The sequence below is a fragment of the Photobacterium satsumensis genome, from assembly GCF_050336935.1.
Lineage (GTDB): Bacteria > Pseudomonadota > Gammaproteobacteria > Enterobacterales > Vibrionaceae > Photobacterium > Photobacterium satsumensis.
Map to the genome: position 1 here is coordinate 94,079 of NZ_JAKJSK010000014.1, position 22,399 is coordinate 116,477.

Annotated in this window: 18 protein-coding genes; 9 read left to right on the forward strand and 9 right to left on the reverse strand. The window is 50.9% G+C overall.

Going from position 1 to position 22,399, the window contains the following annotated elements:
* Positions 1-24 precede the first annotated feature (24 nt).
* From ftsZ to mutT, 4 genes are all read left to right on the forward strand, one after another.
* Complete coding sequence (ftsZ, locus tag L4D79_RS24465) at positions 25-1,218, forward strand: cell division protein FtsZ (RefSeq protein WP_428655372.1); 1,194 nt, start codon at positions 25-27, stop codon at positions 1,216-1,218.
* A gap of 115 nt (positions 1,219-1,333) precedes the next feature.
* Complete coding sequence (lpxC, locus tag L4D79_RS24470; RefSeq protein WP_428655374.1) at positions 1,334-2,251, forward strand: UDP-3-O-acyl-N-acetylglucosamine deacetylase; 918 nt, start codon at positions 1,334-1,336, stop codon at positions 2,249-2,251.
* Positions 2,252-2,791: 540 nt separating this feature from the next.
* Positions 2,792-5,518 (forward strand): preprotein translocase subunit SecA, encoded by a 2,727-nt coding sequence (gene secA / locus L4D79_RS24475; RefSeq protein ID WP_428655377.1) that lies wholly within the window; start codon positions 2,792-2,794, stop codon positions 5,516-5,518.
* Positions 5,519-5,620: 102 nt separating this feature from the next.
* Positions 5,621-6,034, forward strand: a complete 414-nt coding sequence (gene mutT / locus L4D79_RS24480) for an 8-oxo-dGTP diphosphatase MutT (protein ID WP_428655379.1) — start codon at positions 5,621-5,623, stop codon at positions 6,032-6,034.
* Positions 6,035-6,149: 115 nt separating this feature from the next.
* Here the strand turns inward: mutT and yacG are convergent, their stop codons facing one another.
* The 8 genes from yacG to nadC all read right to left on the reverse strand — a co-directional run bounded on the left by yacG (position 6,150) and on the right by nadC (position 13,537).
* Positions 6,150-6,368, reverse strand: coding sequence for a DNA gyrase inhibitor YacG (gene yacG / locus L4D79_RS24485; protein ID WP_428655382.1), 219 nt, complete (start codon positions 6,366-6,368; stop codon positions 6,150-6,152).
* Positions 6,369-6,376: 8 nt separating this feature from the next.
* Positions 6,377-7,114, reverse strand: coding sequence for a cell division protein ZapD (gene zapD, locus L4D79_RS24490; protein WP_428655384.1), 738 nt, complete (start codon positions 7,112-7,114; stop codon positions 6,377-6,379).
* A 19-nt stretch (positions 7,115-7,133) separates the two neighbouring features.
* Positions 7,134-7,754 carry a dephospho-CoA kinase gene (gene coaE / locus L4D79_RS24495; RefSeq protein WP_428655386.1) on the reverse strand — a complete coding sequence of 207 codons (621 nt, stop codon included), beginning with the start codon at positions 7,752-7,754 and terminating at the stop codon, positions 7,134-7,136.
* 3 nt (positions 7,755-7,757) lie between these two features.
* Positions 7,758-8,627: a prepilin peptidase gene (locus L4D79_RS24500; protein ID WP_428655389.1), complete on the reverse strand. Its 870-nt coding sequence runs from the start codon at positions 8,625-8,627 to the stop codon at positions 7,758-7,760.
* A gap of 185 nt (positions 8,628-8,812) precedes the next feature.
* Positions 8,813-10,033 (reverse strand): type II secretion system F family protein, encoded by a 1,221-nt coding sequence (locus tag L4D79_RS24505; RefSeq protein WP_428655391.1) that lies wholly within the window; start codon positions 10,031-10,033, stop codon positions 8,813-8,815.
* Positions 10,034-10,077: 44 nt separating this feature from the next.
* On the reverse strand, positions 10,078-11,778 hold the full coding sequence (gene pilB / locus L4D79_RS24510) for a type IV-A pilus assembly ATPase PilB (RefSeq protein ID WP_428655393.1): 1,701 nt from the start codon (positions 11,776-11,778) through the stop codon (positions 10,078-10,080).
* Between the two features lie 3 nt (positions 11,779-11,781).
* On the reverse strand, positions 11,782-12,276 hold the full coding sequence (locus tag L4D79_RS24515; RefSeq protein WP_428655395.1) for a pilin: 495 nt from the start codon (positions 12,274-12,276) through the stop codon (positions 11,782-11,784).
* Between the two features lie 373 nt (positions 12,277-12,649).
* Positions 12,650-13,537 (reverse strand): carboxylating nicotinate-nucleotide diphosphorylase, encoded by an 888-nt coding sequence (gene nadC, locus L4D79_RS24520; protein WP_428655473.1) that lies wholly within the window; start codon positions 13,535-13,537, stop codon positions 12,650-12,652.
* A 338-nt stretch (positions 13,538-13,875) separates the two neighbouring features.
* Here nadC and ampD point away from each other — a divergent pair, with 338 nt between their 5' ends.
* From ampD to lpdA, 5 genes are all read left to right on the forward strand, one after another.
* Complete coding sequence (ampD, locus tag L4D79_RS24525) at positions 13,876-14,430, forward strand: 1,6-anhydro-N-acetylmuramyl-L-alanine amidase AmpD (protein ID WP_428655397.1); 555 nt, start codon at positions 13,876-13,878, stop codon at positions 14,428-14,430.
* Positions 14,431-14,745: 315 nt separating this feature from the next.
* Positions 14,746-15,519, forward strand: coding sequence for a pyruvate dehydrogenase complex transcriptional repressor PdhR (gene pdhR / locus L4D79_RS24530; protein WP_428655399.1), 774 nt, complete (start codon positions 14,746-14,748; stop codon positions 15,517-15,519).
* A gap of 82 nt (positions 15,520-15,601) precedes the next feature.
* Positions 15,602-18,265, forward strand: coding sequence for a pyruvate dehydrogenase (acetyl-transferring), homodimeric type (aceE, locus tag L4D79_RS24535; RefSeq protein WP_428655401.1), 2,664 nt, complete (start codon positions 15,602-15,604; stop codon positions 18,263-18,265).
* A gap of 14 nt (positions 18,266-18,279) precedes the next feature.
* A complete protein-coding gene (aceF, locus tag L4D79_RS24540; protein ID WP_428655403.1) occupies positions 18,280-20,157 on the forward strand; it encodes a pyruvate dehydrogenase complex dihydrolipoyllysine-residue acetyltransferase in 1,878 nt (625 codons plus the stop codon).
* 182 nt (positions 20,158-20,339) lie between these two features.
* Complete coding sequence (gene lpdA, locus L4D79_RS24545) at positions 20,340-21,767, forward strand: dihydrolipoyl dehydrogenase (RefSeq protein WP_428655405.1); 1,428 nt, start codon at positions 20,340-20,342, stop codon at positions 21,765-21,767.
* 123 nt (positions 21,768-21,890) lie between these two features.
* Here the strand turns inward: lpdA and L4D79_RS24550 are convergent, their stop codons facing one another.
* Positions 21,891-22,355, reverse strand: coding sequence for a hypothetical protein (locus L4D79_RS24550; RefSeq protein ID WP_428655407.1), 465 nt, complete (start codon positions 22,353-22,355; stop codon positions 21,891-21,893).
* Between the last annotated feature and the right edge of the window lie 44 nt (positions 22,356-22,399).

A 22,399-nucleotide genomic window follows, 5' to 3' on the forward strand; every position in this document is an offset into this window, starting at 1 on the left:
GAACAGGATGGACGGAGAGAACACATGTTTGAACCGATGATGGAAATGTCTGACGAAGCAGTAATTAAAGTCATAGGCGTTGGCGGCGGCGGTGGTAACGCAGTCGATCACATGGTACGTGAATCAATCGAGGGTGTTGAGTTTATCAGTGTAAACACTGATGCTCAGGCACTTCGTAAAACCAATGTAAGTACAGTGATCCAGATCGGTGGGGCTATCACCAAAGGTCTGGGGGCGGGCGCTAACCCACAGGTTGGCCGCGACTCGGCATTGGAAGATCGCGAAGCGATCAAGGCAGAGCTTGATGGCTCTGACATGATTTTCATCGCAGCTGGCATGGGTGGCGGTACCGGTACTGGTGCAGCCCCGATCATTGCCGAAGTGGCGAAAGAACTAGGGATCCTGACCGTTGCGGTGGTGACTAAGCCATTTAGCTTTGAAGGCAAAAAGCGCATGGCGTTTGCCGAGCAGGGTATCGAGGAACTGTCAAAGCACGTTGACTCGTTGATCACTATCCCTAACGAAAAACTACTGAAAGTGCTTGGCCGCGGTATCACATTATTGGATGCCTTCGCCAAAGCAAATGACGTATTAAAAAATGCGGTACAGGGTATTGCCGAGCTGATCACCCGTCCGGGCATGATCAACGTCGACTTTGCGGATGTACGCACTGTTATGTCTGAAATGGGTCATGCCATGATGGGCAGCGGTGTAGCAACCGGTGATGACCGTGCTGAAGAAGCCGCGGAAATGGCAATTTCAAGCCCGCTACTGGAAGATATCGATCTGGCTGGCGCGCGTGGTGTTCTTGTTAACATTACAGCGGGTCTGGACATGCGTTTGGATGAGTTCGAAACGGTCGGTAATACCGTGAAGGCGTTTGCTTCTGACAACGCAACGGTTGTTATCGGTACCTCGCTTGACCCTGAAATGTCTGACGAGCTACGAGTAACGGTTGTGGCAACGGGTATTGGCAAAGAATGCAAGCCTGACATCACTTTGGTGACGGGGACTGCGAAGCCTGTACAGGCAGTGGCAGCTGAGAAGCCAGCGGCAACTCCTGCACCGGCAGAAGAAGCCAAAGCTGCGCCATTGAACCAGCCTGCTGCGGCAGCTGATTCTGCCAACCAGCAGGCGGCTACAGCGGCAAATCCTAAGCCTCAGGCGGATCACGACTACCTGGATATCCCAGCATTTTTGCGCAAGCAAGCTGACTAAGCGCGCAAATTATTTTGGGAAACTGGTTAAAAAGTGATAAGATATTCGTCCTTGCCCTTTTTTTGACGAAGGGTAGGGGCCGATATCATGGCAATTTTATAGTTGAGACAAGCAGATGATAAGACAACGTACACTGAAAAGCATTGTGCAAACGACTGGGGTGGGACTTCACTCTGGCCGTAAAGTGACGCTTATTCTTCGTCCTGCTGCTGCTAACACTGGTGTGATTTATCGCCGTACCGATTTGAATCCGCCTGTTGATTTTCCAGCAGACGCAGACTCGGTTCGCGACACCATGTTGTGTACCGCCTTGGTTAATGAGCAAGGCGTACGTATCTCAACGGTTGAGCACCTTAACGCTGCCTTGGCGGGAATGGGTATCGATAATGTCATTATCGAGGTTGATGCACCTGAAATCCCGATTATGGATGGCAGTGCGAGCCCGTTCATCTACCTACTGCAGTCTGCTGGCATCGATACCTTGAATACGCCTAAGCGTTTCTTGCGTATCAAGAAAACTGTTCGCGTCGAAGATGGGGATAAATGGGCTGAACTACGTCCTTATAACGGGTTCCGTCTGGATTTCGCTATCGATTTTAATCACCCGGCGATTGAATCAGAGCAGCAGCGTTTGGTTCTGGATTTTTCCAGCCAGTCATTTGTCAAAGATATCAGCCGTGCCCGTACTTTCGGCTTCATGCGTGATATTGAATACCTTCAGTCACAGAACCTGTGTCTGGGTGGTAGCTTTGACAATGCTATCGTGCTTGATGATTACCGTATCCTAAATGATGAAGGGCTGCGTTTCGACAACGAGCTTGTGACCCACAAAGTATTGGACGCCATTGGTGATCTTTACATGTGTGGCCATAACATCATTGGTGAAATGGTGGCTTACAAGTCAGGCCATGCGCTTAACAACATGCTGCTGCGTGCAGTACTTGCTGATCAAGAAGCGTATGAATGGTCAACCTTCACCGACGAGCAGCAGGTGCCTGTTACCTTTGCTCAACCAGGTATGGTACTGGCGTAATATTGCCTTGCACCCGCTCAAAGATTTTAAAAACGCCGGACCTTGTCCGGCGTTTTTTTATGCCTCGGTTTTATTCGGCTAACGGTATTTGGTGCGTTGATCGCGCATCACCTGGCTTTCTGGGTTAAAAGTGGCGGGTAAGTTCTAATTTTTCGAATATGAAAAACATCGTCAGGGCATTTGCCATAGGCGGCACCGCCAATATGGCTTATTATAGCTAGCTTGGGAGAGGCTTGGACCAAGTGTATTTGGCTGATTGAGGTCTGCTTGGGTTTCCCCTCCATGGATAGCCGATGGTGCTCAATTTCTGGTATTGTTTTCATTTATCCCTTGAAATGGTCAACTCGTACCACAATATCATCATTAACCATTGTTTTTCGTATCGGCTTCCGTAGTCACACCAGTGGCGAATTTAGACGGGACAGGGATGATTAATCGCAAGTCTAAGCCTAGCGTCTTGCTGATATAATCCCGGTTGAAAAATTCAAATTAAGAATTCAGCCTGATGGGCTGAACTAACTAAGAGAAAACGGCAACGCCATGTTATCAAAACTACTGACCAAAGTTATCGGTAGCCGTAACGACCGCACACTGCGTCGTATGCGCAAAATTGTTGACCAGATCAACAAGCTTGAACCTCAATTCGAAAGCTTGCAGGACGAAGAACTAAAGGCCAAAACGGTTGAATTCCGTGAGCGTATTGAGCAAGGTGAAAACCTTGACGAGCTACTACCTGAAGCCTTTGCTACCGTACGTGAAGCGTCTAAGCGTGTGTTTGGCATGCGCCACTTCGACGTTCAGCTGATCGGTGGTATGGTACTGAATGCTTGCCAGATCGCGGAAATGCGTACTGGTGAAGGTAAGACCCTGACTGCGACCCTGCCAGCTTACCTCAATGCCCTGACCGGTAAAGGCGTGCACATTGTTACGGTGAATGACTACCTAGCTGCACGTGATGCCGAAACCAACCGTGCATTATTTGAATTCCTCGGTATGACCGTTGGCGTTAACGTGCCAAACATGCCGCCTCAGGCGAAGAAAGAAGCTTACGCTGCCGACATCCTATACGGTACAAACAACGAATTCGGTTTTGACTACCTGCGTGACAACATGGCGTTCCGCCCAGAAGACCGCGTACAGCGCGAGCGCTTCTTTGCGGTTGTCGATGAAGTCGACTCCATCCTTATCGATGAAGCCCGTACTCCGCTTATCATTTCTGGCCCAGCCGAAGATAGCTCGGAGTTATACACCAAGATCAATACACTGATCCCGCAGCTAGTGAAGCAGGATCAGGAAGACAGCGAAGAATTCCGCGGCGAAGGCCACTATACGGTTGACGAGAAGTCGAAGCAGTCCCACCTTACCGAAAACGGTCAGGAGTTTGTCGAAGATTTGCTTAAGCAAAACGGCATGATGGAAGAGGACGATACGCTTTACTCGCCAACCAATATCAGCCTGCTACACCACGTCAATGCTGCCCTACGTGCCCACGTGCTGTTTGAGCGTGATGTTGACTACATTGTGAAAGACGACGAAGTGATCATCGTTGATGAGCACACCGGCCGTACCATGCCGGGCCGCCGCTGGTCTGAAGGTCTGCACCAGGCTGTTGAAGCCAAAGAAGGGGTGAAGATCCAAAACGAGAACCAGACGCTGGCGTCTATCACGTTCCAGAACTATTTCCGCCTTTACTCCAAGCTGTCAGGTATGACAGGTACGGCGGATACCGAAGCGTTCGAATTCCAGTCTATTTACGGTCTGGAAACGGTTGTTCTGCCAACCAACAAGCCGATGATCCGTGATGACATGGGTGATTTGGTTTACATGACCGAGCTAGAGAAATTTGCTGCGATCAGTGAAGACATCAAAGCCCGTGTCGAGAATGGCCAGCCGGTACTGGTGGGTACGGTTTCGATTGAAAAATCTGAATTACTTTCCAAAGCGCTGAAGAAGCAAGGTATCAAGCACGAAGTCTTGAATGCCAAGTTCCACGAGCGTGAAGCCGATATCGTTGCCCAGGCCGGTGCGCCTCGTGCGGTAACTATCGCAACTAACATGGCAGGTCGTGGTACGGATATTGTACTGGGTGGTTCATGGCAGAGCGAAGTCGCGAAGCTGGACAATCCAACTGACGATCAGATTGCCAAGATCAAAGCCGATTGGCAGCAGCTGCACGATGCCGTGCTGGTTTCTGGTGGTCTGCACATTATCGGTACCGAGCGCCATGAATCTCGCCGTATCGATAATCAGCTGCGTGGTCGTTCTGGCCGTCAGGGTGATGCCGGTTCATCGCGTTTCTACCTATCGATGGAAGATGGCCTGATGCGTATCTTCGCCTCGGATCGTGTTTCGAACATGATGAAGAAGCTGGGTATGGAAGAAGGCGAAGCGATTGAGCACCCATGGGTGACCAAAGCGATTGAAAACGCCCAGCGCAAGGTTGAAGGCCGCAACTTCGATATCCGTAAGCAGCTGCTTGAATTCGATGACGTGGCAAACGACCAGCGTAAGGTGGTTTACGAGTTGCGCGATGAGCTGATGAATGCAGAAGACATCAGCGAAATGATCGAGCAGAACCGTGAAGATGTTATCCAAAGCGTTATTGATGGCTATATCCCTGCACAGTCTCTGGAAGAGATGTGGGATATCCAGGGCCTAGAAGAGCGCCTGAAAGCCGATTACGATATGGAATTGCCTATCCAGGAGTGGTTGGACAGCGAAGAGAAGCTTTACGAAGAAGCGTTGCGTGAGCGCATCGTAGAGCAAGCTGTTGAAATTTACCGTCATAAAGAAGAGGTTGTGGGTGCGGAAGTACTGCGTAACTTCGAGAAAACGGTAATGCTGCAAAACCTTGATACGCTGTGGAAAGAGCACTTGGCGGCAATGGATCACCTACGACAGGGTATCCACCTGCGTGGCTACGCCCAGAAGAACCCGAAGCAGGAATACAAGCGTGAGTCGTTTGAACTGTTTGAAGGTATGCTGGAGAGCCTGAAGTCTGACGTTATTGCCATTTTGAGCAAGGTCCGTGTTCAGCAGCAGGAAGAAGTTGAGCGGGTTGAAGAAGAGCGACGCCGTCAGGCCGAAGAGCTTGCTCGCCGTCAGCAATTCCAGCACCAGAATGCGGAAAATCAAATTGCCGACGAAAGCCAGGAGAGCGACGAAGCGGCGCCATACCAGCGTGAAGAACGCAAGGTAGGCCGTAACGAGCCTTGCCCATGTGGCTCTGGCAAGAAGTACAAGCAATGCCACGGTAAAATCAACTAACCGGGCTGCTTAACCCATACAAAAGGCCGCATTCGCGGCCTTTTTATTATGCTAAAGAAAGAGACCTGTTGATCAGGCAATGAGAAAGTAAAAGGTACAGCTTTGGAAAAGAAACAAGTATGGATCTCGGCGGGGATCATCCTCAATGCCGAACAAGATAAAGTTTTCATTACCCAGCGCGCCGCCAAAGCTCACAAGGGCGGGTACTGGGAGTTTGCCGGCGGCAAGGTCGAAGTGGGTGAAACGGCCGAGCAGGCGGTTGTCAGGGAGCTGTATGAAGAGGTGGGTATCCAGGCAACAGCGCTGGAGCACTTCATGGCACTGGAACATGACTACCCAGAGAAGTCGTTGAAGTTTGATTTCTTCTTGGTACGCGCATTTGAAGGCAAGGCATTCGGTAAAGAAGGCCAGCCAAGCGAGTGGGTTAGGTTGGACGAGTTGACCAATTACGCCTTCCCGGAAGCTAACGATGTTGTACTAGAGAAGTTGATGGGACTTTGCGAGGCAAGTGGCTAAAGGCGATTGGCGAGTGAGTTCGATGTAAAAAGGGTGGCTTATCAAAAGATAAGCCACCCTTTTTTAATCAGTGAGTAATGCTTCTATAGGCTCTTCCTCTAGCCCTCGCCAGACATCAATACCCCATATCTTCCGACCAACCGTCGGAATCTGACATGTCCGGTGCACCCGGGATCGCTTTCTCTTCTTCAGCCCACTCACCCAAGTCGATTAGCTGGCAGCGTTTGCAGCAAAACGGACGGTATTGACTCTGCTCTCCCCACACAACATCGGTTTGGCAGGTCGGGCATTTCACCACGGTGATCGGTGTGGTTGGTGTGTTGGATTGCGTCACTAGTTACCTCAGCAAATCGCTAGTTTAAATTCAATTGTTTCGGCAATACCGGTACCTTCTTCAAATGGCATGAAGCGAATGGCAAACCGGCTGCGGTGTCCTGATATCATAGGGTAGACACCATGGCTGGGGCAAATATCCAGTCGGATCAGGCTGGCTTCATCTGCTTCATGCTGGAAAAAACCGCCACGGGCGATCTGGTTTTGGAACTGGCCGCTTTCGCGCACCAGTTTGAGCCAGAGATTCAGGGCCACACTGAGTTCTTTGATTTGCAGTAGCCAGTTGTTCAGATCGTTCTGCTTGTGGGCAAGCGGCAAATGCAGCCAGTGGTGCAGGGCCGGTAAATCAAAACAGCAGCTACCTCCCGGGATCGATAGGCGTTGTTTGATCCCGCCGAGGAAGCGGTCTTCGCGCAGGGCCTGGCCCAGACGGTTGGCGGTCAACAATTGGTGTTGAGCCTGCTCCAACTGGTCTAGCAGGGCCAGTAGGGCGGTTTGATCCACTCCGTCAATGTTGAGCCAGTGCTTGAGTCGCCCGCGTTGCTTTTCAAGATCTTTGGCGAGTTCTGCCTTGAGTTGGATCTGATCGAGAATTTCCAGCAAGTCAAACAGAGCGCGGAAGAAGAGCTGATACTGCCAAGGATCGCTGAGTGCGCTGGCATGGTGCATTTGACGGATCAGGTATTCCAAACGAAGGTAAATCCGTACTTTTTCGTTCAACGGGTGTTCAAAGCGGTTTACTTGCATATCAACCTACCCAAATTAGTTAGCACTGCGGTGTATTGTTTTGCTGGCGGCTCAGCGCCAGATATTCTTGGTGCAGTTTGGCCACTTGCTGCTCGAGGTTGTCACCATTGCCATTATTGCAGATAACATCGTCGGCAGCAGCAAGACGTTGTTCACGACTGGCCTGAGAAGCAAGAATGCGACGAACCTGATCGGCAGGGACATTGTCTCGCTGCTGGGTCCGGGCGATCTGGATCTCTTCATCGACATCGACCACCAACAGGCGGTTGGTCATTGCCTGAAGGTTATTCTCTACCATGAGCGGGACAACCAGCAAGCAATACGGTGATTGGGTGGCAGCGATATCCTGCTGCATCTTTTCCCTGATCATCGGATGCAATAATTGGTTAAGCCACTCTTTTAATTGACTATCACTGAAGATAGCTTCACGCAGCTTACTGCGATTGAGCGACCCATCTGTCAGTAAGATGTCAGAACCCAGCTTCTCAACAATGGCTTGCAGACCGGCGCTACCGGGCTCTACCACTTCGCGGGCAACGATATCAGCATCGATGATATCAATGTGCTGGGCGGCAAATAAATTGGCCACGGTGGTTTTGCCGCTACCGATCCCGCCGGTTAATCCGATTACAAGAGACATAGATCAAAGCCCTAGATACGAGGTTAAATACCAGTTGAGCAACGGCTCGCCCCATAGCATCGCCACCCAGCCGGCAATCGCCAGATAAGGACCGAACGAAAAGGGTTGTTGGCCATCTGCCTGCTGGCGGCGCATCATGATAATCCCGCAGATGGCACCGACCAGAGAGGAAAACAGCACCACAAACGGCAACAATTGCCAACCCAGCCAAGCGCCGAGCGCAGCCAGTAGCTTGAAATCACCGTATCCCATCCCTTCTTTGCCAGTCAGTAGCTTGAAGGTCCAGTACAGACTCCATAGCGATAAATAACCCGCCATGGCACCAATAATGGCATCTTGCAGGCTCACAGGGGAGATCCCCAGTAGCGACAGCATCAAACCCGCCCACATCAGGGGCAGGGTGATTTGATCCGGCAGTAACATCTTGTCGATATCGATAAAGGTCAGGGCGATAAGCGCAAAACTGAACAGGATCACAGCTAGCGCCCATACCGTGGGAGGAAGGTAGAGAGCGACGGTAGTGCTTACTACGGCGGTCAATACTTCGATGGCCGGATAGCGGGCACTGATACTGGCCTTACAGTGGCGGCACTGGCCTTTAAGCAGCAGCCAGCTGATAACCGGGATGTTATCCCAAATGCTGATCTGTTGCTGGCAATGGGGGCAACGCGAGCGCGGGATACTGAGGTTAAAGGTTCCCGTGTCTTGTTGCGGGCCGAGTTCAGGAAAATACTCACTGCAGTCGGCTCTCCATTGGCGCTCCATCATAATTGGCAGGCGGTAGATCACCACGTTGAGGAAGCTACCTACCAGCAATCCGAAAATTGCAGCAAAAACAGGAAATAACCACGGATATACAGACAGCAGCGTCATGAAAAAACTCTCATATTACTCAATGGGGATATTGTAGGGGAATCATGCCGGAGGATAAAGGCAGATCCGAGGAAAAGCAGAGCCTAGATCCTAGAGTCCAGATCCTAGATGCTGGCAAAGACGGGTCCTAGGAGGATATGGCCCTAGGACCTAGGACCTAGGACCTAGGATCCAGGATCTAGGTTTTACCCAACCGCACTCATTAGCTTGAACACCGGCATATACATGGCAATCAGCAGTCCGCCGATGACCCCGCCGAGGAATAGGATAATCAGGGGCTCGAGAATTTTGCCCAGATTATCAACGGTGTTGTCGACATCACTCTCGTAGGTATAAGCAATTTTGTTGAGCATATCGTCAATGGAGCCTGACTCTTCGCCAATCATCACCATCTGCAGCATCAGTTCGGGAAAAACCTCGCTGTGGCGCAGGGCGAGGTGAAGCGGCATGCCTGCGGCAGTATTGCCGTGTGCGCCTTTAATTGCTTGCTCGATAAAGCGGTTACCCGCGGTCTTGCCCGCCGCCTCTATACCCGACAGCAGCGGGATCCCCGAAGAGAAGGTGGTGGCAAGGGTACGGGCGAAACGGGCAATAGCTGCCTTGAGCATGATCGGCCCGACGATGGGGAAGGCGAGCATGACGCGGTGTACCCGTAGCTTGTTTCGCTCTGACTTGCGATAAGCCATCACGGCAAGCATGGATATTACCAACATGCCTAGCGCGAGAAGGGGACCGTCGCTAAGCAAGAAGTTAGATACATCAATGATTTTCTGGGTGAACCACGGTAGTTCGGCACCAAAACCTTTGAAGATGGCGGCAAATTGCGGGATCACAAAAATGAGCATCAGCAAGGTAACGAGAATGGCGGTGAAGGTAACCGTGGTGGGGTAAATCATCGCCTTGATGACTTTCTTACGCATGGCTTCGCTTTTTTCCCGATAGGTCGCAAGACGTTCAAAGGCTTGCGCTAAATGACCGGTTTGCTCACCGGTAGCGACCAGATCGCAATAGAAGTTATCGAACAGCGGCGAGCTGGTATTCAAGGCTCTGGCCAGGCTTGAGCCCGCTTCAACCTGGTTGCTGACCATGCTTAGCGTGGCTCTGGCCTCGGCTTTGTTGTGGCTATGGGCAATCAGCTTGAGCGCCTGAACCACCGGGACTCCCGAGTTGACGATGGTTGCCAGTTGGCGGGTGATGGCGGTGACATCCTTGGCGGTAAATTGGTTGCGCCGCTTGCTCAGCGTCGAGGGTTTGTAGCGCTTGATTTTCTTGACCTGGATTTGTTGCTCACTGAGCTTGGCGCGGATTTCTTGCTCCTGGTAGCCGACCATGATGCCGGACAGGCGCTTGCCGGTAGGGTTGATCCCGCGCCAGCGGTAGTAGCGTATTTTTCTTTCCAGGGCCATGGCTTACTCTCTAGCTGTTCAAGGTGCGATCAGGCAAAGTGGACTCAAGAAAAATGGAGTACACGCTGTAGTTCAGCCAAGCTGGTGGTGCCTTGGCATAGTTTTTCTATCCCAGCCTGCTGGAGGGTGATCATGCCTTGCTGGCAGGCGATGTCTTCGAGTTCTAACGTACTGGCACCTTGCATCAGGGCTTGGGACAGCGGACGGGAGAAGGGCATGACTTCATAAATACCGACTCGGCCCAAATAACCCTTGTTGCACTCATCACAGCCGTTCGGGCTGGCCTTGAACAATTCGACATCCAGCGGTATATCGAGCTTGGCACCCAGCAATGGCTCGATGTCGTCCGGTTCTTTGCAATGCGAGCACAACCGCCTAGCGAGGCGCTGGGCAATGATCAGACTGAGCGATGAGGCCAAATTGAAATCCTCGATCCCCATGTTGGTCAGACGGGTGATGGTTTCGGCGGCCGAGTTGGTATGCAGGGTGGAGAGCACTAGGTGACCGGTCTGGGCCGCTTTGACCGCTATACCGCCGGTTTCGATATCGCGAATTTCGCCGACCATGACCACATCCGGATCTTGGCGCAGGAAAGCCCGCAGCGCTTCGGCAAAACCCAAGCCAGTTGCAGGGTTTATCTGCACCTGGTTGATCCCCGGCAGGTTGATCTCAACCGGATCTTCGGCGGTGGAAATATTGCGCGCTTCGGTATTGAGGATCCGCAAACCAGCATAGAGTGATACGGTTTTACCGCTACCGGTTGGTCCGGTCATTAGGATCATGCCCTGGGGTTGACTCAATGCATCAAGATACGCTTTTTTCTGACTGTCGTTGTAACCGAGGAGATCAATGTCGAGCTTGCTGCTACTGGCATCGAGGATCCGCAATACGATTTTCTCGCCCCACATGGTGGGGAGGGTAGAGACCCGCAGGTCAACTGAGACGGTGTCGGACAGCTTGAGTTTGATCCTGCCATCTTGTGGGATCCGCCGCTCGGCAATATTGAGTCGCGACATCACCTTGAGTCGGGTCGATAGCCGGCGCGACAGGTTGGCCGGCGGAGTGGCGTACTGGTGCAAGATACCATCGCAACGAAAGCGGATCCGGAAATGCTTCTCGTAAGGTTCGAAATGGATATCCGAAGCGTGTTTGCGCAGCGCATCGAGCAGGGTCTGGTTGATATAGCGGGTGACCGGGGCGCTGTCACTGCTGAGATCCGTGGTGTCATCGACCAGCTCGCCATCACTGAGGTCGACCAGCTCGGTCAGTTCACTGTCGCTGATCCCGCGCTGCGGCGCATGTTGTTCGGTGCCCTTGAGCTCGCTACCGTACACCCGGCGTATGGCTGCTTCGAGCTGCTTGTATTCGAGCAGCATTGGCTCGACATGCTTGCCGGTAGCAAAGCGGAATTCATCAAGGGCATCGAGGTAGGTCGGATCGCACAGGCCGATAAACAGGGTATTGTCGGTGGCGCTAAGTGGCAGCACCCGATGGCGCAGGATCAAGTCGCGCAGGTTGAGGGTTTTGCAGCATTCGGCATAGTCGTACTGGTGGGCATCGACCAGCGCAACAGAAAAAATCACTTCCAGCTGCCGTGCCAAGTCCTGGCTGGTCATGATACCCAGCCCAATCAAGGCAGCAGGTACAGACAGTTTCTCTGCCTGTACCTGATCAACCACCTGTTGCAACTGCACCGGGCTGATCAGCTCAGCCTGGTGCAGGATAGATGCGAGGTTGGTGTGCATTAACTAGCTCTTAGGACAGAAGTCAGTATTACCGTCACCAGTACAAGTGATTTTCCATATAACACCACTTGTATCTGCAGTGGGTGTTACGAGCACTGCTGCATTTGTAAGAGGGCCTTTAGTGCTACCTGAAGGAATGTCAGCAAGTACCTTTCCTGATTGCACAGAAACGGCTCCGCTAGCACTAATCAATCCTGTTACATCTGAAGCGACTTGGAATGCATCATTCGTATTTTTGCTAAATGTTTGGAGGGAAGGTACACCATTACTACCACTACTACAGTCAATTATTGTATTCGAACCTGAAACACTAATACTTCCGCTAAGTAAGCAAACACCCACTGCCGTTTTCATTGCTGTGGTTGCATTCAACATCTCAGTTGCATGTGCTCGCTTGGTGTAATTTTGGTAAGCAGGCATAGCAAACGCCGATAAAACACCAATAATTGCCACCACTATCATCAACTCAATCAGCGTAAAGCCTTTTTGTCCTTTCATTGTTTTTCCTTGTTTAATGCCATGATTTTTCTGTGGCTTCAGCATACGCTTGATATAAAACGGGTTTTAATGGATGCGAGAGGTTGCTGGAAATACTTTGAAAAAATGATCAGAGGTTTACATTGGTTGCAGGAAATTTTGCGAGAAGGAGCGTGGCGATGGGCCAGGGGAGAAGAGCCAGGGGAGAAGAGCTTAGAGTCGCCGGAATAATGAGAAAAATATCAGGTAAGGGGAGGGCTGATGGTTATGGAAGGTGAGACTAGAGTCTCTTAAATAACAGTGAAAGCCAGAGGCAAGGACTTCATACCAAGTTCAGTGCTGCGACGCCGAGCGCCAATAGCCACTTGCCTCTAGCCTGAGTTACTTAAACCGCCTATTTAAACCGCATCGACAAGTCCATCGCCTTGAGGTGCTTGGTCAGCGCGCCGACAGAGATGTAATCCACACCGGTTTCGGCAAACTCACGAATCGTTTTCAGCGTGACGTTGCCGGAGTTTTCCAGCGCGGCACGGCCAGCGTTGATTGTCACGGCTTGGCGCATCATGTCGGTGGTGAAGTTATCCAGCATGATAATATCGGCACCGGCATCAATGGCTTGCTGAAGCTCGTCCAGTGACTCGGTTTCCACTTCTACCGGTTTGCCCGGGTTTAGCTGCTTGGCAGTGCTGATAGCTTGCTTGATGCCACCGCAGGCAATGATGTGGTTTTCCTTGATTAGGTAGGCATCGAATACCCCGATACGGTGGTTGTAGCCACCACCGCAGGTCACGGCGTATTTCAGTGCGCTGCGCAGGCCCGGAATGGTTTTGCGGGTATCAAGCAGGCGACAATCGGTGCCTTCTAGCTGTTTGGCATACTCGGCAACCGTGGTGGCACAACCAGACAGGGTCTGGATGAAGTTCATCGCATTGCGCTCACCCGTTAACAGGATACGAGACGGGCCGCGCAGGGTGCATAGGGTCTGGTTCGGCTCGACGTTGTCGCCGTCTTCAACATGCCATTTAATGCTCACTTCGCTACCCAACTGGCGGAACACTTCCTCGGCCCATAGCTGGCCACAGAAAACACCGTGCTCACGGGTAATGATGGTGGCGATGCCTTGGGCGTCCGCCGGGATCAGGCTGGCGGTGATATCGCGGCCGGCATCAATCTCGCCGCCGAGATCTTCACGCAGGGTGTCGGCAACGGCACGGGTAATTTCGAGGGGAAGCTGCTGTTTGAGGTAATTCAAGCGCGATTCGCTGTCGTGCTTCTTTTCCATTTGAGTCATGACAAATCCGTAGCAAGGTTTGGCTGCTGAATCGGGGCGGGAGGCGCTCCCGGGTTAACTGGTGCTGATCATACCGCGATGCGGACGGAGATCCTAGGTGAGAGTGTCTTGTTTATGGGAAAGATGGTTCGAGGCCCTAGGAGGAGCAGTTCCTAGGAAAAGCAGGAAGAGCAAAAAATAAGAGCGAAGAGCTTGACGTGTTATCGCTATCAGTAAATGCTTCAGCAGGACCAAGGACCAAGGACCAAGGACCAAGGACCAAGGACCAAGGACCACTCCAGGAGCCAGGATCTAGAAGCTAGGATCTAACACATCCCCAGGACTAAACAATGTTAGTTATAAACCAAGACCATTGGCTGGAAGGGGTCAAGCATGTCCCTTCACCGTTTCACGATGCCAGGCCGGATGGTGACGATATTTCGCTGCTTGTTGTACATAATATCAGCTTGCCACCGGGCCAGTTTGGCGGCCCGTACATCGAACAGCTGTTTACCGGTACCCTAAAACCTGACGAGCATCCCTATTTCGAGTTAATTTCCGGATTTCGGGTATCTGCCCACTGTCTAATTATGCGAAATGGCGATATTATCCAGTTCGTTCCGTTTGATAGTCGGGCTTGGCATGCGGGTGTGTCTACATTTGCAGGCCGTGACAAGTGCAATGACTACTCAATCGGAATTGAACTGGAAGGAACGGACACCCTGCCATATACCCAGGCCCAGTATGACACCCTCGCGGCACTGACCCTGGTGCTGCTTGATAACTATCCCCGCATGGACGCCAGCCGGATCACCGGCCACGAGTTTATTGCCCCCGGGCGAAAAACCGACCCAGGGTTGGCATTTGATTGGCTTGCTTATAAATCTTCAATTTTGCTCAAATAATCGCCGGTTAGCACCGTTGCTGATGAAGAAATTGGCGGGAAAGTGTAACAAACAATTGGTCTGACCATTGTTTGTTTTTTCGCCAAGACTTGCCCTAACCCCTGTTGATGACTAGTGTTTGTCATGTTTTAACAAGTTTTCATAATTTGAAATTTTTGTTAAATCACCCCTCGTTCTATGATTTCAGTCAAGTTGTCGGTAGACATCCTCAATTATTTCTGTAAAATTTCCATCTATAGTTAAATTGGTAATACCAATTATCCGCATTCCGGACACCCTTGAAACGCAATAAGTGCAACCAAGAATAAATAACTAATGACTTATAAACGAATTCGCCAACCCAAGCTCTCCGATGCTATCGAGCAGGAACTGGAGCACCTGATCCTAGAGGGAATCCTATCCCCGGGTCAGCAGCTGCCGCCTGAACGAGAGCTGGCCAAGCAATTCGATGTTTCTCGCCCATCTGTCCGTGAAGCTATCCAGCGCCTAGAGGCAAAAAAACTGCTCACGCGCCGCCAGGGTGGCGGAACCTTTGTGACCGAAAAGCTATGGCAGAGCTTTTCCGAGCCACTGTTGGAACTTCTCTCCGCCCACCCAGAGACCCAGCTAGACTTGTTGGAGTCGCGCCACGCCCTTGAGGGTCTGGCTGCTTACTATGCTGCCCTGCGCGGCAATTCTGAAGATTTTACCCGTATCCGTGACTGCCATACGCGGATACAGGAAGCCCAGCAGCAAGGTGATATGCCGGCCGAAGCCGCCGCTGTGATGCAATACCTGATAGCGGTGACCGAGTCCGCACACAACGTGGTATTGCTCCATATCATCCGTAGCCTTGCCCCTTTGCTGGAGCAAAACGTATTACAAAACTTTGAGCTCCTGAACCGTCGCCCCGATGTGGTGGAAAAGGTGCGCAATCATCGAGCCAACATTGTCCAGGCGATTGTTTCGGGTGAGCCCGAACAGGCCCGCGAAGCATCGCATGCACATTTGGCTTATATAGAGGAAACCTTGTTGGATTTATCGCGTGAAGACAGTAGACGAGAACGCTCTCTTCGACGCATTCAACAACGCAAGGACGGGCTGGATTAGCACCTCTCATATAAGCCGAGGGCGCTAGTAAACAGTCGCGACATTGTTAGTTTTGTAGATTATCAACGAAAGGATAGATCGCATGTCTGAAGTCATGAAAAATGACGTGGATGCACTGGAAACTCAAGAGTGGCTAGCAGCCCTAGAGTCAGTGGTTCGTGAAGAAGGTGTAGAACGCGCCCAGTTCCTACTTGAGCAAGTACTGGACAAGGCTCGTCTTGATGGCGTAGATATGCCAACTGGCATGACGACCAACTACATCAATACGATCCCAGCAGCACAAGAGCCTGCATACCCAGGTGATACAACGCTTGAGCGCCGTATTCGTTCCATTATCCGTTGGAACGCAATCATGATCGTACTGCGTGCTTCTAAGAAAGATTTGGACCTAGGTGGCCACATGGCTTCTTACCAGTCTGCATCTGCATTCTACGAAGTATGTTTTAACCACTTCTTCCGTGCACCAAACGATGTTGATGGCGGCGATTTGGTTTACTACCAAGGTCACATCTCTCCAGGTATCTATTCTCGCGCATTTGTTGAAGGCCGCCTGACTGAAGAGCAGCTAGACAACTTCCGCCAAGAAGTAGACGGTAAAGGTATCCCTTCATACCCGCACCCTAAACTAATGCCTGAATTCTGGCAGTTCCCGACGGTATCTATGGGTCTGGGTCCAATCTCTGCTATCTACCAAGCGCGCTTCCTTAAGTACCTTGAAGGCCGTGGCCTGAAAGAGACTTCAGCGCAACGCGTTTACGCGTTCCTTGGCGATGGTGAGATGGATGAGCCAGAATCTCGCGGTGCTATTTCTTTCGCTGCGCGTGAGAAGCTAGACAACCTATGTTTCCTAATCAACTGTAACCTACAGCGCCTAGACGGCCCTGTTATGGGTAACGGCAGCATCATTCAAGAACTTGAAGGCCTATTTAAAGGCGCAGGTTGGAATGTTGTTAAAGTTATCTGGGGTAGCAACTGGGATTCGCTGCTAGCTAAAGACACTTCCGGTAAGCTTCTTCAGCTAATGAATGAAACTATCGACGGTGACTACCAGACATTCAAGTCTAAAGATGGCGCCTACGTACGTGAGCACTTCTTTGGTAAGTACCCAGAAACAGCAGCACTTGTTGCAGACATGACTGATGACGAAATCTTCGCACTTAAGCGTGGTGGTCATGATTCATCTAAACTGTTCGCGGCATTCAACAATGCTAAAGAAACAGGCGGCAAGCCAACTGTGATCCTAGCTAAGACTGTTAAAGGTTACGGCATGGGTGAAGCAGCTGAAGGTAAGAACATCGCTCACGGTGTGAAGAAAATGGACATGACCCATGTTCAGCACCTACGTGATCGCCTGGGCCTTCAAGACATCCTTTCAGACGAGAAGATCAAAGAGCTTCCTTACCTGAAACTGGAAGAAGGTACGCCTGAGTACGAATACATGCACGCTCGTCGTAACGCGCTGCACGGTTACACGCCTAAGCGTCTGCCGAAGTTCACTCAAGAGTTCAAAGTGCCTGAGCTAGACGCATTCTCTTCTCTACTTGTAGAGCAGAAGCGTGATATCTCTACCACAATGGCTTACGTACGTACGCTAAACATCCTTCTGAAAGATAAGAGCATCGGTAAGAACATCGTGCCTATCATCTGTGACGAAGCGCGTACTTTCGGTATGGAAGGTCTATTCCGCCAGGTAGGTATCTACAACCCACACGGTCAAGAATACACACCTGAAGATAAAGGCATCGTTTCTTACTACAAAGAAGCGACTTCTGGTCAGGTTCTTCAGGAAGGTATCAACGAACTAGGTTCAATGGCTTCTTGGGTTGCTGCTGCAACGTCATACAGCACCAACGACCTGCCAATGATCCCGTTCTACATCTACTACTCAATGTTCGGTTTCCAACGTATTGGCGACATGGCATGGCTAGCAGGTGACCAACAAGCTCGTGGCTTCCTACTAGGTGCTACAGCTGGTCGTACAACACTGAACGGTGAAGGTCTACAGCACGAAGATGGCCACTCGCACATCCAAGCGAACACTATCCCGAACTGTATCTCTTACGATCCAACGTTCGCTTACGAGCTAGCGGTAATCATGCAAGACGGTATCCGTCGCATGTACGGCGAGAACCAAGAGAACGTGTTCTACTACCTAACGGTAATGAACGAAAACTACGCCATGCCAGCAATGCCGGAAGGCGCTGAAGAAGGCATCCGTAAGGGTATCTACAAGCTAGAATCTTACGCGGGCGATAAGAAAGTTCAGCTGATGAGCTCTGGTACTATCATGAACGAAGTACGCAAAGCTGCACAGATCCTGAGCGATGACTACGGTGTTGCATCTGATGTTTACTCTGTGACTTCGTTCAACGAACTAACACGTGACGGTCAGGACGCTGAGCGCTTCAACATGCTTCACCCAGAAGCGGAAGCTAAAGTACCTTACATCACTGAAGTGATGGGTACTGAGCCAGCTATCGCTGCGACTGACTACATGAAGAACTACGCAGAACAAGTTCGTGCGTACATGCCTTCTGAGTCTTTCAAAGTACTTGGTACTGACGGTTTCGGCCGCTCTGACAGCCGTGCGAACCTACGCCGCCACTTCGAAGTTAATGCTGGCTACGTAGTTGTTGCTGCACTGACTGAACTGGCTAAGCGTGGTGATGTTGAGAAATCAGTAGTTGCACAAGCAATTGCTAAGTTCGACATCGACGCAGACAAGATCAACCCGCTATACGCGTAAGAGGCAAATTAAACATGGCAATCGAAATTAATGTACCTGACATCGGTGCGGATGAGGTTGAAGTAACTGAGATTCTTGTCAGCGTTGGCGACAAGGTTGAAGAAGAGCAGTCACTGATCACTGTAGAAGGCGACAAGGCTTCTATGGAAGTTCCAGCTTCTCAGGCGGGTATCGTTAAAGAAATCAAAGTTGCTGAAGGCGACACTGTTTCTACCGGTTCTCTAATCATGATTTTCGAAGCCGAGGGTGCTGCAGCTGCAGCACCTGCTCCTGCGGCTGAAGCAGCACCTGCTGCTCCAGCTCCAGCAGCAGCGGCTGAACTGAAAGAAGTTCACGTACCGGATATCGGTGGCGACGAAGTTGAAGTAACTGAAATCATGGTTGCAGTTGGCGACAGCATCGAAGAAGAGCAGTCTCTTCTTACTGTTGAAGGCGACAAGGCATCAATGGAAGTACCAGCACCATTTGCCGGTACGCTAAAAGAGATCAAAGTAGCAGCAGGCGATAAAGTATCGACTGGCTCTCTAATCATGATCTTCGAAACTGCAGGTTCAGCACCTGCGGCAGCAGCTCCAGCAGCAGTAGAAGCGCCAGCGGCGGCTCCTGCGGCGGCAGCAGCAAAAGAAGTAAACGTTCCAGACATCGGCGGTGATGAAGTAGAAGTTACTGAAATCATGGTTGCTGTTGGCGATACAGTGGAAGAAGAGCAATCTCTGATCACTGTTGAAGGTGACAAGGCTTCTATGGAAGTTCCTGCACCATTCGCGGGTACGGTTAAAGAAATCAAGATTGCAGCTGGCGACAAAGTGTCAACTGGCTCACTAATCATGGTATTCGAAGTAACGGGTGCAGCACCTGCAGCGGCTCCTGCACCAGCGGCAGCAGCTCCAGCACCTGCAGCGGCTCCTGCTCCAGCAGCGGCGGCAGCTCCAGCTTCAACGGGTGATTTCCAGGAAAACAACGAGTACGCACACGCGTCTCCAGTTGTTCGCCGCCTAGCTCGTGAATTCGGCGTTAACCTATCTAAGGTTAAAGGTACTGGTCGTAAGAACCGTATCTTGAAAGAAGACGTTCAGACCTTCGTTAAAGATGCACTTAAGCGTCTTGAGTCTGGTGCAGCAGCATCTGGCAGCGGCGACGGTTCTGCGCTTGGCCTACTACCATGGCCGAAAGTTGACTTCAGCAAGTTCGGTGAGACCGAAGTTCAGAAGCTTTCTCGCATCAAGAAGATCTCTGGTGCCAACCTACACCGTAACTGGGTAATGATCCCTCACGTTACACAGTGGGACAACGCCGATATCACAGCTCTGGAAGCATTCCGTAAAGAGCAGAACGCGATTGAAGCGAAGAAAGACACTGGCATGAAGATCACGCCACTTGTGTTCATCATGAAAGCGGTAGCGAAAGCACTTGAAGCTTTCCCTGCGTTCAACTCTTCTCTATCTGAAGACGGTGAAAGCCTAATTCTGAAGAAGTACGTGAACGTTGGTATCGCAGTCGATACGCCAAACGGCCTTGTTGTTCCAGTCTTCAAAGACGTGAACAAGAAAGGTATCTACGAGCTATCTGATGAGCTGAAAGCCATTTCTAAGAAAGCACGTGCAGGTAAGCTGACGGCTTCTGATATGCAGGGTGGCTGTTTCACTATCTCAAGCCTTGGCGGTATCGGCGGTACTGCGTTCACGCCAATCGTGAACGCACCAGAAGTGGGTATCCTGGGTGTATCTAAGTCTGAAATGAAGCCTGTGTGGAACGGCAAAGAGTTCGAACCACGCCTACAGCTTCCACTGTCTCTATCATACGACCACCGTGTGATCGATGGCGCGGAAGGTGCTCGCTTCATTACATACCTGAACGCGTGTCTGTCTGACATTCGCCGTCTGGTACTTTAAGGTTTCCTAACCCAACCTCCATGCCCGTAAAAGCGGGCATGGAAGTGTTGTGTAGCTCACAGGCTATGGTAATTTTCTTTTCAGTTTGTTAACACCTCTGTAAAATCGTTAGCTAGCTGAAACAAGAAGTAGAACACGAATACTTAGCCTGTTAGGGATAAAAGACTTACAACGAGGTCATGATGAGTAAAGAAATTAAAGCCCAGGTAGTGGTGTTGGGTTCAGGCCCTGCTGGTTACTCTGCGGCGTTCCGTTGCGCCGACTTAGGTCTGGATACGGTTCTAATCGAAAAATACAGCACACTTGGTGGTGTATGTCTGAACGTGGGTTGTATCCCATCTAAAGCGCTGCTTCACGTTGCTAAAGTGATCGAAGAAGCTAAAGCAATGGCTGAGCACGGTGTTGTATTCGGTGAACCTCAAACCGATATCAACAAGATCCGTGTTTGGAAAGAAAAAGTAATTACCCAGCTTACTGGCGGTCTTGGCGGCATGGCTAAGATGCGTAAAGTTAACGTTGTTAACGGCTACGGTAAATTTACTGGCCCTAACACTATCGTTGTTGAAGGCGAAGACGGTCCAACAACTGTTAACTTCGACAACGCTATCGTTGCGGCAGGTTCTCGTCCTATCGAGCTACCGTTTATCCCGCACGAAGACCCACGCATCTGGGACTCAACTGACGCACTTGAGCTGAAAGAAGTACCAGAGAAGCTACTTGTCATGGGTGGCGGTATCATCGGCCTAGAAATGGGTACGGTTTACCACGCACTGGGTTCTCAGGTTGACGTGGTTGAAATGTTTGACCAGGTTATTCCTGCGGCTGACAAAGACATCATCAAAGTCTTCACAAAACGCATCAAGAAGAAATTCAACCTGATGCTTGAGACGAAAGTCACGGCAGTTGAAGCGAAAGAAGACGGTATCTACGTGTCAATGGAAGGCAAGAAAGCACCTTCTGAAGCCGTACGTTACGACGCTGTTCTTGTTGCTATCGGCCGTGTACCAAACGGTAAGCTGATCGACGCAGAGAAAGCGGGCATCGAAGTTGATGAGCGCGGTTTCATCAACGTTGATAAGCAGATGCGTACTAACGTTGCTCACATCCACGCTATCGGTGACATCGTTGGCCAACCAATGCTTGCTCACAAAGGTGTGCATGAAGGCCACGTAGCGGCTGAAGTTATTTCTGGTAAGAAGCACTACTTCGACCCTAAAGTTATTCCTTCAATTGCGTACACTGAGCCAGAAGTTGCATGGGTTGGTAAGACTGAGAAAGAAGCGAAAGCAGAAGGTATCAACTACGAAGTTGCGACTTTCCCTTGGGCTGCTTCAGGTCGTGCAATCGCCTCTGACTGTGCTGACGGTATGACGAAGATGATCTTCGACAAAGACACGCACCGTGTGATCGGTGGTGCTATCGTAGGTACTAACGGTGGTGAGCTACTGGGCGAAATCGGTCTAGCGATCGAGATGGGTTGTGATGCAGAAGATATTGCATTGACTATCCACGCTCACCCAACACTACACGAATCTGTTGGTCTGGCTGCAGAAGTATTCGAAGGTTCAATTACAGACCTTCCAAATGCCAAAGCGGTTAAGCGTAAGTAATTACTACTTTGCTAACGACTATGAAAAAAGCGCCTTAGGGCGCTTTTTTAGTTTCTGATAGGGCCAGAGGCTCGTGGCTACAGGCTGGCGGGTAAAGAGTGGTTCTATGGCCCATCGCCGCTTTTACGGATACTGCAGCTCTTTACCATCACCGAGCGCAAACACCTTGGCAATAGGGGGAATGCTGGTATCGGTAAACATCACCAACATCATCAGTGATTGCTGCTGTTTGCCGAGAGTCAGGGTCTGGTTCAGCTGGCCGTCATCGGTAATAAACAATAGCAGTTGCGTATCAGGATTAGGGATGGGGGAATTGTCATCGCCGTTCCATTGCTGGTAGAAGCCGATATAGGCGCGTTTGTCGGTGAGTGAGCTAAGGTCGACATCCACTTCCAGCTGTTTGCTGGTGGTGAAATCATAATCCGGCGCGACTTTGATGGTTGCCATGGTGACTGATTCTTCCTCGCTATTGCCACCGTCATCGGAAGGTGAACTGCCTGATGAAGCACTATCTCCGCCCCCACCACCGCAAGCGGTGAGCCCCAACGCCAATATCCAGCCGCATAGTAATCGCTTGTACTGTTTCATCATTAATTCCTCTCTTTATTTCAAATCATTTCAGTTCGATGCTA

Coding starts and splice junctions, on each gene's coding strand:
- coaE (WP_428655386.1), bottom strand. CDS start 7,754: ATGTCTCTTGTAATCGGATTAACCGGCGGGATCGGTAGCGGCAAAACC.
- aceF (WP_428655403.1), top strand. CDS start 18,280: ATGGCAATCGAAATTAATGTACCTGACATCGGTGCGGATGAGGTTGAA.
- aceE (WP_428655401.1), top strand. CDS start 15,602: ATGTCTGAAGTCATGAAAAATGACGTGGATGCACTGGAAACTCAAGAG.
- lpxC (WP_428655374.1), top strand. CDS start 1,334: ATGATAAGACAACGTACACTGAAAAGCATTGTGCAAACGACTGGGGTG.
- lpdA (WP_428655405.1), top strand. CDS start 20,340: ATGAGTAAAGAAATTAAAGCCCAGGTAGTGGTGTTGGGTTCAGGCCCT.
- secA (WP_428655377.1), top strand. CDS start 2,792: ATGTTATCAAAACTACTGACCAAAGTTATCGGTAGCCGTAACGACCGC.
- L4D79_RS24515 (WP_428655395.1), bottom strand. CDS start 12,276: ATGAAAGGACAAAAAGGCTTTACGCTGATTGAGTTGATGATAGTGGTG.
- L4D79_RS24550 (WP_428655407.1), bottom strand. CDS start 22,355: ATGAAACAGTACAAGCGATTACTATGCGGCTGGATATTGGCGTTGGGG.
- pdhR (WP_428655399.1), top strand. CDS start 14,746: ATGACTTATAAACGAATTCGCCAACCCAAGCTCTCCGATGCTATCGAG.
- nadC (WP_428655473.1), bottom strand. CDS start 13,537: ATGGAAAAGAAGCACGACAGCGAATCGCGCTTGAATTACCTCAAACAG.
- pilB (WP_428655393.1), bottom strand. CDS start 11,778: ATGCACACCAACCTCGCATCTATCCTGCACCAGGCTGAGCTGATCAGC.
- zapD (WP_428655384.1), bottom strand. CDS start 7,114: ATGCAAGTAAACCGCTTTGAACACCCGTTGAACGAAAAAGTACGGATT.
- L4D79_RS24505 (WP_428655391.1), bottom strand. CDS start 10,033: ATGGCCCTGGAAAGAAAAATACGCTACTACCGCTGGCGCGGGATCAAC.
- L4D79_RS24500 (WP_428655389.1), bottom strand. CDS start 8,627: ATGACGCTGCTGTCTGTATATCCGTGGTTATTTCCTGTTTTTGCTGCA.
- ampD (WP_428655397.1), top strand. CDS start 13,876: ATGTTAGTTATAAACCAAGACCATTGGCTGGAAGGGGTCAAGCATGTC.
- ftsZ (WP_428655372.1), top strand. CDS start 25: ATGTTTGAACCGATGATGGAAATGTCTGACGAAGCAGTAATTAAAGTC.